Genomic DNA, 12,072 nt, shown 5'->3' on the forward strand with positions numbered 1-12,072 from the left:
TCGACCGCTCTACGGCGCGGGCGCGGGGGAGGCCTGGCATTGGTAGCAGCGCGAACCGCGGCCTCGATGGAAGCAAGCGGTGCGAATAAAATGATGCGCGCGGCGCGTCTACACGAGATCGGCGGACCTTGGTCGCTGCGCATCGAGGATATGCCCATTCCGCAGCCCGGACCCGGCGAGGTCTTGGTTCGCCTGCGCGCTGCGGCGTTGAACCGGCGGGACGTCTTTATTACGCAGGGGCTCTATCCGGGCATCACGTTGCCGCGGACGCTCGGCGCCGACGGAGCCGGTGAAGTTGCAGCCCTGGGGGCCGGTGCGACCGCTCCGCCGGCCGGCACCGAGGTCGTGATCGATCCGATGCTAGGATGGGGTCTGAGCGGAGACGCGTGGGATCCCGAAACGAGCAACATTCTCGGTATGCCGCTCGACGGAACGTTCGCGCAATACGTCTGCGTACCGGCGTCGGCGATCTACCCGAAACCCGCGCGTCTATCGATGCAGCAAGCGGCAGCGCTTCCATTGGCGGCGGTAACTGCCTATCGTTCGACGATGGTGCGCGGCAACGTTCGCGCCGGACAGACCGTCCTGGTAACCGGAATTGGCGGTGGTGTCGCGTCGTTCGCGCTGCTATTCGCTAAACGAGCGGGGGCGCGCGTGATCGCTACGTCGCGCAGCGATGCCAAGCTCGAGCGCGCTCGCCAACTCGGCGCCGACGTCACGTACAACTATGAGACGCAACCCGAGTGGCACAAAGAATGTAAGCGCCGGGAAACGCTCGAGGTCGTTATCGATTCGTCGGGCGGCGATACCCTTGCGAAGGCCCTCGACGCGTTGCGGCCGGGCGGCCGGATCGTCGTCTACGGCGGTACGCGCGGAGAGGCGACGATCAAACTGTTTCCGTTGTTCTGGAAGCATCTCTCGCTGCTCGGTACGTCGATGGGCAGTCCGCAAGATTTCGCGGAAATGTTGGCGCTGTTTGAAGGCTTCGATCTCCAACCGGCGATCGACAGCGTCTATCCGCTCGACAACATCGTCGACGCCGCCGAACGTATGGCGGCATCGGATCAGTTCGGGAAAGTCGTTCTCTCGATCGACTAGAGTTTACAGATCGGCTAGTCGATAGGAAAGCACGGTGTCGATCCGTTTGGTCGCACCGAGTTCGGCCTCGGCGACCGACGCGGCGCGGGCGTCGTCGAAGGCGCGTGCAACCTGTGGATTGAGGACGGTCGATTCGCGTTGCGTCATGGCGCGCGCGACCTCGTCCGCGGCCACCCGGCCTTCCTCTTCTAATTCGATGAGATGCGCCAACACCTGACGCGCCATCGCGGGCCACAGTTCGGGCCGGTCGTCGCCGTAGATTCGCAGCACCAGCTCCGGAATCGTTTGCGTTCCGCCGTCCGCTAGCGCGTCGACGATCTCGCGTTCGCGCATCTGCCGGTGCGCGATATATTCTTCGATCTTAGCGCGGACGTCGCGCACCGGTGGTCCGTGGCCGCCGTACAGCGTGCGCGCGTGCGGAAATTCGTGAAGCAGCCGCTGCAACGTGTGCCGGTACGCGTGCATCGAACCGTGCGGCGGAGCGATCAATACCGTGCCCTCGCCCAAGATCACGTCGCCGGTAAAGAGCGCGGCATCGTCGGGCGCGTACAGCACCACGTGTTCGAACGTGTGGCCGGGCGCATCGATAACCGCTATTTCGCGATCGCCGACGCGAAACGCGCCTTCAAGTGGCAAGTCCGCGTCGTGCGGCACCCGGCTGGCCGGATGCGCGAGAACCGGCGCTCCGGTGCGGCGAGCCAATAGCGCCGCCGCCGGCGCGTGATCCGGGTGGCCGTGCGTCACCGCGATGGCTTCGATTCGCAGGTTCTGTGCGGCAGCGGTTGCGACGATTCGCTCGACGTGCGCCTCGATGTCCGGGCCCGGATCGATCGCCAACGCCGCGCCGCGTCCGCAGTCGACCAGGTACGAGTTGGTTCCGTCGAGCGTCATCGGCGACGGGTTAGGGGCGCGAACGGTCGTTACCATGCGTTCTCCAAGGTTGGCGGTAGTTCGAACCGGCCGGGTTCGCCGGTCGGAAGGATCGTTACCACCGCTTTGCTACGGGCGAAGCGCTGCAACTCGTCGACCGAATCGATTCCGCCCAAACGTTCGAGATGTTTGATCGTGGGATACACCAGATGCATCGCCCCGTCGCGATACCGTTGCAACGCGACGGCCGGCGACAGCCACACGCCGTCGTGCGTTTCGGACGCATCGGCGAATCCGCTGCGATCGCCGGCAACTGCCGCGACGAAGAAATGCGTGTTGAAGCGCCGTCCTTCACTCGGGGGCGTGATCCAGTGCGAAAACAACGTCAGGCGTGTGGCATCGGCGAAGGCATCGCGCCGCTCGAGCACGGTCGCGAATGCGCGCGCGTCGTCGCGTACGGTCGCTCGTTCGGGATCTTCTGCGTCGACCGATTCCTCGCGTTCGTCACCGGCCGCGGTGCGTGTTAACAGTATACCGGTCTCTTCGAAGAGCTCGCGCAAGGCCGTTACGAACAGCGCGCGCGCGGATGCTGCGTCGATGTCGGGCTCGGTGGTCGGAAGTTCGGGCGATCGTTCGGCACGGAACGCTCGTCGCACGCGTTGCTCGTCGATGCCGTTCACGCGCGATTGCACGTGCGAATCGTAGTCGGCTGGGTCGACGGCGCCGCCCGGAAAAACGAACGCGTCGGGTGCGAAGGCGCTGCGTGCGCTGCGTCGCGTGAGATACACTTGCATGCCGTCAGGGGCGGGGCGCGCGACGATCGCGGTGGCGGCTAAGCGCGGTTGCAGCATATCCCCCTGAAAAGAGCAGGAGGGTGGGGCAATCGCGCCACCCTCGATCTGCCGTCCGAGCCGGTTGCAGACTGGTGCTGCGCGCGGCTACTCCACCTCCGTTCGGCTCAACTTGCGCCGGGCCTGATTCGGAGAGGGTGATTCTACCGAATTACGTCGACGAAAACAATAGGCCATGCGCCGCTCCCCAGAGGCACAGGGCGGCCAAGAGCCAGTTCACTACATGCCCCGTCCAGCAGTACGGACAGGCGCGTCGCGTGACGTAGAGGAGCGAATAACCCAGAAAAATCGAGGTTGCGGCCGCTAGTATCGTCGCCAGGCAGATGGTCAACGCCGCCCAGGCGCCGTGGGCCGTCCACACCGCCGGCGCCAGCGCCGTGTAATAGATGCCGCCGATTGCCGCATTGGGCACCCCGCCGAAGACACGAGCGCGAGCGGTTTGTACGACGCTTGGTTCGCTCAACTGCCCCCGAGCGGCCCGAACGGTCTTCACTAGCATGAAAACCGACACATAGAGACCAACACCGCACAGCAGCGTGACGAACGTCTTTAGTAGCATCCGCTTTTGCCTTTGAGCAACCTCTTGCGACGTCTAGGGGGCTTCGGCTTGCTGATCGCGTCGTTCGTGCTCGCGTTCTTGGTGATTCGCTATCAGCCGATGGTCGAGCACGAGATTCGCGTGCTGGGACCGCTGGCCTATCCGCTCGGGATCGCGATCTTTGCGGTCGTCGCGTCGGCGCCGTTCTCGGTTACCGATGCGCTGGCGATCATGAACGGCGCGATCTTCGGACCGCTGGGCGGCTCGCTGGTCGACGTCGTCGGGCTGGTTCTGGCAGCCATGCTCGGCTACTGGGTCAATAAGCGGGCCTCGCATCTCCTCGACTTGCACGCCTATCTCGACCGCTTACCGGAATGGGTGAAGCGTTTTCCGGTCGGGTCGCCGGCGTTCTTGATCGCCGTCCGCGTTATTCCGGGTTTCGGTGGAACGGTCGCCACCGCGAGCGCAGCTGCTTTTCGCGTGCCGCTGTGGGTGCACGTTTGGACGATGTGCGCGATCGCGGTACCGATCTGCGTGTTGCTATCGATCTTCGGCGACGGCGTCACGATTTGGGTGCACGGTGTGACGCACCGAGTCGATTTGTTTACACAACATTATTGTCACACGCACCATTGTCCCCACATGCATTTTCATCGAGAAAGGGTGAGACCGACGCCGTGAGCGCACCAGTCATCGTCGACGATGCGGCCGGTTTAGCCGCCCTGTGTAGCCGCATCGAATCGGCCGGTCGCGTCGCGCTCGACACAGAGTTTCACGCCGAACGCAGCTATGCGCCGCGCCTCATGGTGGTACAGTGCGCCTTCGACGATGGCGTAGCGATCGTCGATCCGTTGGCGCTGGGGGATTTGCGTCCACTAGCAGAGGCGTTCGCGCGAACCGCGGTGATCGGCCACGCGCTGTCGTCGGACATCAAAATCTTTGCCGATCGCTTCGGCGAGGTTCCCTCGGATGTGTTCGATACGCAAATCGCGGCCGCGTTTCTCGGATACGGAATGCAGATATCGTTGGCCGATCTGGTTCGCGACTTGCGCGGCATCCGGTTGGCGAAGTCGCAGACCGTCAGCGATTGGTCGTCTCGTCCGTTTTCGCCGCGCCAGGTTGAGTATTTGGTCGACGACGTCGTGCATCTGCTGCCGATGCGCGACGAGTTGGCCGAACGATTGCAAACGGCCGGTCGCTACGAATGGGCGATGGACGAGTGCGCGGAGCTGGGCGACATGAACCGCTATCGGGTCGACGAACGCCGCGCGTATCTGCGCATTCCCGGCGCGACCCGAATGAATCGCCGCGAGCTGGCGATTCTTAACGAGATAGTGAAGCTACGCGACGGCATCGCCCGCGATCGAGACGTCCCGCCAAAATACATCATTCCCGACGACGTGGTCGGTGGGCTGGCGACGTTGCGGCCGAAACGCGTCGAGGAATTGAGTCAGTTGCGGCGCCTGGATGCCGGCGTGCGCCGCCAGCTTGGCGAGGCGATCATCAAGGGCGTCGCCCGTGCGGAGTCGCTCGACGAATCCGAGCTGCCGGAGCGGCCCAAGCGGCCGTTGGGCCCGGCGCGCGATACGTTAGCCGCACTGATGGCAGTCGCCGTTGGCGAGATCGCCCGGCGCCAAGACGTTCCGGCCAATTTACTCGTGCCGCGCAGCGTTCTCGAACGGATCGCGCGCGAAGTTCCGCCCGACCGCGAATCGCTCGAGAGCTCGCTGGAACTGCGCCCGTGGCGTCTGGCACTCTTGGTCGATCCTCTCTGGCGGCTGCTTTCCGGCGAAGCATCGCTAACGGTCGAAGGCTACGCCGAAGGAAATCCCAAAATACGCTTCACCCATGAACCGTCATCTGGATAGCTTTAACGCGCTCGATACGCTCGCCGTCGGCGACCGCACGTATCGCTACTTTCGTCTGAATGCGCTGGAGCGCGCCGGCGTGGCTCGACTCGACCGCCTGCCGTACTCGATCAGGATCTTGCTCGAAAACTTGCTGCGCTTCGAGGACGGCCGGTCGGTAACGAAAGCGGATATCGAGGCCCTGGCGTCGTGGCAACCGGTTCGTAAAGGCGAAAAAGAAATCGCGTTCCGGCCCGCGCGCGTGCTGCTGCAAGATTTCACCGGCGTTCCGTGCGTGGTCGATCTCGCAGCCATGCGCGACGCTATGGCCGACATGGGTGGCCGTCCGGCCGTCATCAATCCGCTTCAGCCGGTCGAACTCGTGGTCGATCACTCGGTGCAGGTCGACTATTTCGGATCGAACGAAGCGCTAGCCAAAAACGCCGAGTTAGAGTTCGAACGCAATCACGAACGCTACGCATTTTTAAAGTGGGGGCAGTCGGCGCTCGACGGGTTCCGCGCGGTACCGCCCGATACCGGGATCGTGCATCAAGTCAACATCGAATTCTTAGCGCGCGTTGTCTTCGGATTCGACGATACCTCGAACGAGCCGCTGGCATATCCCGACACGGCCGTCGGAACCGACTCGCACACCACCATGGTCGACGGATTGGGCGTGTTGGCGTGGGGCGTCGGCGGAATCGAAGCCGAAGCCGCAATGCTCGGACAGCCAATCACGATGTTAATTCCCGACGTCGTCGGCGTGCGGCTCGACGGCCGTCTGCGCGAAGGCGTCACCGCAACCGACTTAGTGCTGACGGTCACCGAAATGCTTCGCAAGCGCGGCGTCGTCGGTGCGTTTGTGGAATTTTTCGGACGCGGGCTTTCCGGATTGCCGGTAGCCGATCGTACGACGCTGGGCAACATGTCGCCGGAATTTGGTTCGACCGTCGCAATGTTTGCGATCGACGATCGCACGCTCGAGTATCTACGTTTGACGGGCCGCAAACCCGAACACATCGCGCTGGTCGAAGCATACGCAAAGGCACAAGGGTTGTTCCGCACCGACGAAACGCCCGATCCGGAGTTTAGCGAAGTGCTCGAACTCGATCTCTCGTCGGTCGAGCCGAGTTTGGCCGGTCCGCGCCGTCCGCAAGATCGCGTCGCGCTGGCCGCCGTTCCGCAGTCGTTTCAAACCGCGATGGAAGGCTGGCAGGCCGCGCGCGAACCCGCCGGCGGGGCGGTGGGACGCTTCGAAAGCGAAGGCGGCGGCGGTACGGCGACGATCGCCGAAACTGCAAAGGACGTTTCCGACGGCTCGGTCGTGATCGCGGCGATTACCAGTTGCACGAATACGTCGAACCCGTCGGTGCTGATCGCTGCCGGATTGTTGGCACGCAACGCCGTCGCACGCGGATTGAAAACTGCACCGTGGGTGAAGACCTCGCTCGCACCCGGATCGAAAGTCGTCACCGATTACTTAGCAAAGTCCGATCTACAGAATTCGCTCGACGCGCTGGGGTTTAACGTCGTCGGCTACGGTTGCACCACGTGCATCGGTAACTCCGGTCCGTTGCCGCCCGACGTCGCCGAAACGGTTGCCGAACAACAATTGATTGTGGCAGCCGTTCTGTCGGGCAATCGCAACTTCGAGGGCCGCATTCATCCGCAAGTGCACGCCAACTATTTGGCGTCGCCTCCGCTGGTCGTCGCATACGCGCTGGCTGGGCGGATCGATGTGGATCTCACCTCCGAACCGCTCGGTCTCGACAGCGCCGGCATACCGGTGTATTTAAAAGACGTGTGGCCGAGCGACGACGAGGTCGCCAAGACAATCGCGGGCTGCATCGACCCCGAAATGTTCGAATCGCAATACGCCGACGCGTTTCGCGGCGACGACAACTGGGCCAAGTTGATCGTGCCGAAAACCGAGCGCTACGCCTGGGATCCGAAATCGGAATACGTGAAGAAACCGCCGTATTTCGACGGCATGCCGGAGCGTCCGCAACCGACGACCGATATTTCGGGCGCGCGAGCGTTGGCGATGCTGGGCGATTCGGTAACGACCGACCACATATCACCGGCCGGTAATATTGCGCGTACCAGTCCGGCCGCCAAGTATCTCATGGAGCACGGCATCGAGCCGAAAGACTTCAACTCGTACGGCGCGCGCCGCGGCAATCACGAGGTAATGGTGCGCGGAACCTTTGCCAACGTACGTCTACGTAATCTGTTGGCCCCGGGTACCGAGGGCGGAATCACGCGTCATCTGCCTACCGGTGAAAAGATGTCGATCTTCGACGCGGCCGAATTGTATCGCAGCGCAGGCACGCCGCTGATCGTGTTGGCCGGGCGCGAATACGGTTCGGGCTCGTCGCGCGACTGGGCGGCGAAAGGTCCGTATCTACTCGGCATTCGGGCGGTGATCGCCGAATCGTTCGAGCGCATCCACCGCAGCAATTTAATCGGCATGGGAATTCTGCCCCTCGAATACACCGGCGGTGCCGACCGCACCACCTACGGACTTACCGGTGAAGAAGTGTACGATATCACTGGAATCGCCGGCGACTTGCAGCACCGTTCGACGGTCACCGTGACTGCGACCGACCCGCAGAGCGGTAAATCGGTGTCGTTTCAAGCGCGCGTGCGCATCGACACACCCGACGAAGCCGAATACTACCGCAACGGCGGTATCTTGCAGTACGTGTTGCGCCAGTTGCGCGCCCGGGAGCAATCGACTCCGGCATGATTCCGAAGGACTCGACGGTCGGAGCGGACGCCGAACGGACGCTCCACCGGCTCGAGGCCTTTTCCGACATCGTTATCGGATTTTGCATCGCGGAGATGGGCATCAACCTGCTCGTGCCGCAGCACGCGTCCGACGTGCGCACGATCGAGACCGGCACGATTGGGTTCGCGGTTTCGTTCGTGCTCATCTCGTTAGTATGGTGGTTGCATCAACGCATCTTCCGTACGTTTTTCGTTCTGACGCGGTTTACGTTGGTGCTAAACTTCACGTTGCTCGGCAGCCTCGTGTTGATGGTCTACTTCCAGCAAGTCGCTTTGCACTTTATCGGCATCAGCAGCGATCCGGCGAACGCGGTGCGGTTGTGGATGGCGAGTTACGGAGTGGTATACGGTCTGCTTGGTGCGATGCTTTGGATCGGCGTGCGTGCGCGTTGGACGACGTTAGCGGACGCGAACCTACGATGGGGAGTACAGCGCGCATCGGTTCTCACGTTCGGTGCGGCAATGTTCTTTGTGGCCGCCGCATGGTACTCCGATCTGCGAGGCAACGTCGTCTTTATCGTGGCGGTGCTCACGGTGATGTCCTTGCGCCTGCTAGTCCCAAAAATAGCGAATCGCGTCATAGCAACGCGCGCAAAGCAAGGGTAGCGCACAAGGCCTGAAGTGGTAGCCCGATAAAGAAGTTTTTCTCAACGATCGTTTCAACGTTCAAGGGAGTTACGTCATGAACACGACTGGTTTTGTTAGATACTCGAGTGCCCTCGTTGCACTGGCGGTATGCTCGGCGTGCAGCGGTGCGGGCTCCGGTTCGGCGGTCGCGCCATCGAACGCCGCACCCAGCGTCCAATACAAAGGCGGGACGGCATTTGTCAATGGACGTCCGGTGACGGCCGCACGCCCGAATCTCAACGCGCCGGCGCACTATCCGGAGATTATCCTGGATCCGACCGCGAAAGCGAAGACGAAGAATTTCGACTATATCATCAACAATTACGGCAGCTATGCCAGCGTCTTCAACTATCCGAAGAGCATCAAGCAAATCGCAACGGTTACCAATGTCGGCGGCCAGGGGTGCACGAACGTGCTGAACGGTTACGGCAAGAAGATTGTGTGGATCATCGCCGCGTACGATCAAATCAGCGAGTATAACGCTCCGGACAAACTGGTCAGATCGCTCTCGGTAGACCCAAATAGCTTCCCATCGAGCTGCGCCATGAATACCGATGGCGATCTTGCCGTCGGAATATTGGCCGGCACGAACTCCGGCTCTATGGTGATCTTCAAAGAAGCCACCGGCACCGGCACGGTGATCAAAACGCCGCTCAGCGAAGAATTTTTCGATGGGTACGACAACAAGGGGAACCTGTTCTTTGATGGTTATGGATCGCCGCCCAGCTATAACTTCGCGATCGCAGAGCTTCCGAAAGGTAGCAAGGCGGCCAAATTGATTACGCTTAGCAATACGATCCAGTTTCCGGGGTCGGTTCAATGGGATGGAACGTACCTTACGGTCTTCGATCAGCTCGCGAACAATCTGTACCGCTATACGATCAAGGGATCGAAGGGTATCTTGCACGACACGATATCGTTCACGGGCGTCAGCGATTGTGCGCAGACCTGGATCGCCGGCGACGTCGTCTATTGCGGCGACGCGGGCCTCGACGATGGTGAAGTGTTGAACTACCCGGCCGGCGGTTCGCCGATCGCGGTATTCACCGGCAACTTCGACTTGCCGCTCGGCACGGTAGCGACCGCGAAATAAAGGGGTATTGCGGTGAATACGCTCGGCTTCGTTAAAACTCTCGGCGCCTGCGTCGTTGTCGCCGTGTGCTCGGCGTGCAGCGGCGGAGGTAACGCGTCGTTCGTTGCGCCGTCGAGTGTTTTGCCGGGCGTTCAATATACGGGCGGAATGGCATTGGTAAACGGGCGGCCGGTAACGGCCGCCCGTCCGAGAGCTGGCGCGCCGGCCAATTATTTGGAAACGCCTCTCGGCCCGCTTACGAGTGCGGGCGCAAAGAATCTTGAATACATCATCAACAATTACGGGAGCTACGCGAGCGTCTTCGACTATCCGGCGAGCGTCGAACAGGTCGGCACGGTTACGAACGTCGGCGGCCAAGGATGTACGAATGCTCTGAACGGCTACGGCAAGAAGATCGTTTGGATCGTTGCCGGCTACAACCAGATCGACGAATACAAGGTCAAGGATACACTGGTCAGATCGCTCTCCGTCGACTCGGACAGTTTTCCATCGAGCTGTGCCATGAATTCCGCCGGCGATCTGGCTGTCGGAATCTTGCAAGGGACGAATAGCGGCGATATGGTGATATTCAAGCACGCCCGGGGTTCCGGTACCGTTATTCCCACACCGTTACACAAAGAATATTTCGACGGCTACGATGATAAGGGCAATCTGTTCTTCGACGGTTACGACGATAACTATGCCATCACGCTCGCGGAGATTCCCAAAGGCAGCAACACAGCGATTAGGATCGCGTTTACCGACACGATATACTTTCCCGGTTCCGTGCAGTGGGATGGAAAGTATCTAGCCGTCACCGATCAAGGGGATAGCACGATCCACCGGTATTCCATTCAGGGAACGAAGGCGACGCTCGAAAGCTTGACCACGCTCGTAGGCGCCGGTGACTGCGCGCAGACCTGGATTGCGACGGGTGTCGTCTACTGCGCGGATGCGTATGCCGACGCCGGTGAGGTATTCAAATATCCGGGTGGTTCGGAATTGGCAGCCCTGTCGGGCAACTTCGACACGCCGCTCGGAACGGTAGCGGCGCAAAAGTGACTTCGCGGCAGACTACAGCGCGACGCGCTTAAAGTCGCCGAGTAACGACGACATATAGGCTAAGAAGCGAGCCGCGCCGGCACCGTCGATCACGCGGTGATCGTAACTTACGCTGATCGGTAGCATCGTGCGCGGTTCGAACTCCTCGCCGTTCCAAATCGGTTCGACCGAAGTGCGCACCGCGCCGAGAATCGCCACTTCCGGCGCGTTTACAATTTGCGTGAACGCCGTGCCGCCGATTCCGCCGATCGACGAAATCGTAAACGTTCCGCCCTGCATGTCGCTGAGTCCGAGCTTGCCGTCGCGCGCCTTGGCCGCGAGTTCTGCCGTCTCACGCGCGATGTCGACCAGGCCCTTCGAATCCGCGCCTTTGAGGACGGGCACGACCAATCCGTTGGGCGTGTCGGCCGCGAAGCCGATGTTGTAGTACCGTTTGCGCACCAGGTCGTCGCCGTCGAGCGACGCGTTGAAATCGGGAAAGCGTTTGAGCGCTGCTACCGAGGCGACGATCAGAAACGCGAGCATCGTGAGTTTCGAGCCGCCCGATTTGGCCTGTTCGGCATTGATTTGCGCGCGGAACTCTTCGATATCGGTGACGTCGGCGCGATCGTAGTTGGTAATATGCGGAACCGAGACCCAATTGCGATGCAAGTTCGGACCCGACAGTTTCTTGATGCGCGAGAGCGGGGCGCGTTCGATCGGGCCGAACTGCGCGAAGTCGATGCGCGGCCAGGGCGGCAACGAAAGGCCGGCGCCAGTGCCACCTCCGCCACTGCCGCGATTTTGCAGTTGCGTTTTGACGAACGACTGCACGTCTTCGCGCGTGATCCGCCCGCGCGGTCCGCTGCCGCTCAAGTCATCGAGTAACATACCCAACTCGCGCGCGAACCGGCGAATCGCCGGGCTCGCATGCAACGCTGCACCCGAACGCTGCGCACTGGATACGGGTGCTGCCACAGGCGCCGCCGCTTGCGGAGCAGCCGCCGGTACCGGGGCCGGCGCCGGAACCGGAGCGGATGCCGACTGCGGAGCCGCCGCGGCCGGCGAAGCACCGTTTGCCGACGCGCCGTCGCTCGACAGCGTGATGATCACCGAGCCTTCCGATACCATGTCGCCGACCCGCACTTTAATTTCGCTGACGACGCCCGCCTCGCTGGACGGAACCTCCATCGACGCCTTTTCGCTTTCGAGTACGACCAGCGGGGCATCCTTGGCGATCGTCTGTCCCGGTTTGACCAATACGTCGATGACCGGAACGTCTTTGAATCCGCCGATGTCGGGAACGCGTACGTCGATGGTTGAGCTCAACGCTGATCC

General features: G+C 61.7%; 11 protein-coding genes. 7 read left to right on the forward strand and 4 right to left on the reverse strand.

Features of this window, described 5'->3' with window-relative positions; translation table 11 throughout:
* Positions 1-66 precede the first annotated feature (66 nt).
* Positions 67-1,098 carry a zinc-binding dehydrogenase gene (locus VGF98_13365; protein HEY1682627.1) on the forward strand — a complete coding sequence of 344 codons (1,032 nt, stop codon included), beginning with the start codon at positions 67-69 and terminating at the stop codon, positions 1,096-1,098.
* Between the two features lie 3 nt (positions 1,099-1,101).
* Here the strand turns inward: VGF98_13365 and VGF98_13370 are convergent, their stop codons facing one another.
* The 3 genes from VGF98_13370 to VGF98_13380 all read right to left on the reverse strand — a co-directional run bounded on the left by VGF98_13370 (position 1,102) and on the right by VGF98_13380 (position 3,378).
* Positions 1,102-2,025, reverse strand: coding sequence for an MBL fold metallo-hydrolase (locus tag VGF98_13370; protein ID HEY1682628.1), 924 nt, complete (start codon positions 2,023-2,025; stop codon positions 1,102-1,104).
* Positions 2,019-2,819, reverse strand: coding sequence for a hypothetical protein (locus tag VGF98_13375; protein ID HEY1682629.1), 801 nt, complete (start codon positions 2,817-2,819; stop codon positions 2,019-2,021). Before VGF98_13375 ends, VGF98_13370 begins: the two co-directional genes overlap by 7 nt.
* Positions 2,820-2,970: 151 nt before the next feature.
* Positions 2,971-3,378, reverse strand: coding sequence for a vitamin K epoxide reductase family protein (locus VGF98_13380; GenBank protein HEY1682630.1), 408 nt, complete (start codon positions 3,376-3,378; stop codon positions 2,971-2,973).
* A gap of 24 nt (positions 3,379-3,402) precedes the next feature.
* On the opposite strand from VGF98_13380, the gene VGF98_13385 reads away from it, so the two are divergent.
* The 6 genes from VGF98_13385 (at position 3,403) to VGF98_13410 (ending at position 10,755) form a co-directional block, all read left to right on the forward strand.
* On the forward strand, positions 3,403-4,038 hold the full coding sequence (locus VGF98_13385; protein HEY1682631.1) for a VTT domain-containing protein: 636 nt from the start codon (positions 3,403-3,405) through the stop codon (positions 4,036-4,038).
* Positions 4,035-5,225, forward strand: coding sequence for a ribonuclease D (locus VGF98_13390; GenBank protein HEY1682632.1), 1,191 nt, complete (start codon positions 4,035-4,037; stop codon positions 5,223-5,225). Before VGF98_13385 ends, VGF98_13390 begins: the two co-directional genes overlap by 4 nt.
* Positions 5,206-7,953, forward strand: coding sequence for an aconitate hydratase AcnA (gene acnA / locus VGF98_13395; GenBank protein HEY1682633.1), 2,748 nt, complete (start codon positions 5,206-5,208; stop codon positions 7,951-7,953). Before VGF98_13390 ends, acnA begins: the two co-directional genes overlap by 20 nt.
* The gene (locus tag VGF98_13400) at positions 7,950-8,600 is read left to right on the forward strand and encodes a TMEM175 family protein (GenBank protein HEY1682634.1); all 651 of its coding nucleotides are present in this window, start codon (positions 7,950-7,952) and stop codon (positions 8,598-8,600) included. Before acnA ends, VGF98_13400 begins: the two co-directional genes overlap by 4 nt.
* 76 nt (positions 8,601-8,676) lie before the next feature.
* Entirely contained in the window at positions 8,677-9,714 is a 1,038-nt protein-coding gene (locus VGF98_13405; protein HEY1682635.1) for a hypothetical protein, read from the forward strand.
* 12 nt (positions 9,715-9,726) lie between these two features.
* A complete protein-coding gene (locus VGF98_13410) occupies positions 9,727-10,755 on the forward strand; it encodes a hypothetical protein (GenBank protein HEY1682636.1) in 1,029 nt (342 codons plus the stop codon).
* A gap of 12 nt (positions 10,756-10,767) precedes the next feature.
* Here the strand turns inward: VGF98_13410 and aceF are convergent, their stop codons facing one another.
* Positions 10,768-12,063, reverse strand: a complete 1,296-nt coding sequence (aceF, locus tag VGF98_13415; GenBank protein HEY1682637.1) for a dihydrolipoyllysine-residue acetyltransferase — start codon at positions 12,061-12,063, stop codon at positions 10,768-10,770.
* Positions 12,064-12,072: the final 9 nt, after the last annotated feature.

Origin of the sequence: Candidatus Tumulicola sp. (genome assembly GCA_036490475.1) — a bacterium.
Lineage (GTDB): Bacteria > Vulcanimicrobiota > Vulcanimicrobiia > Vulcanimicrobiales > Vulcanimicrobiaceae > Tumulicola.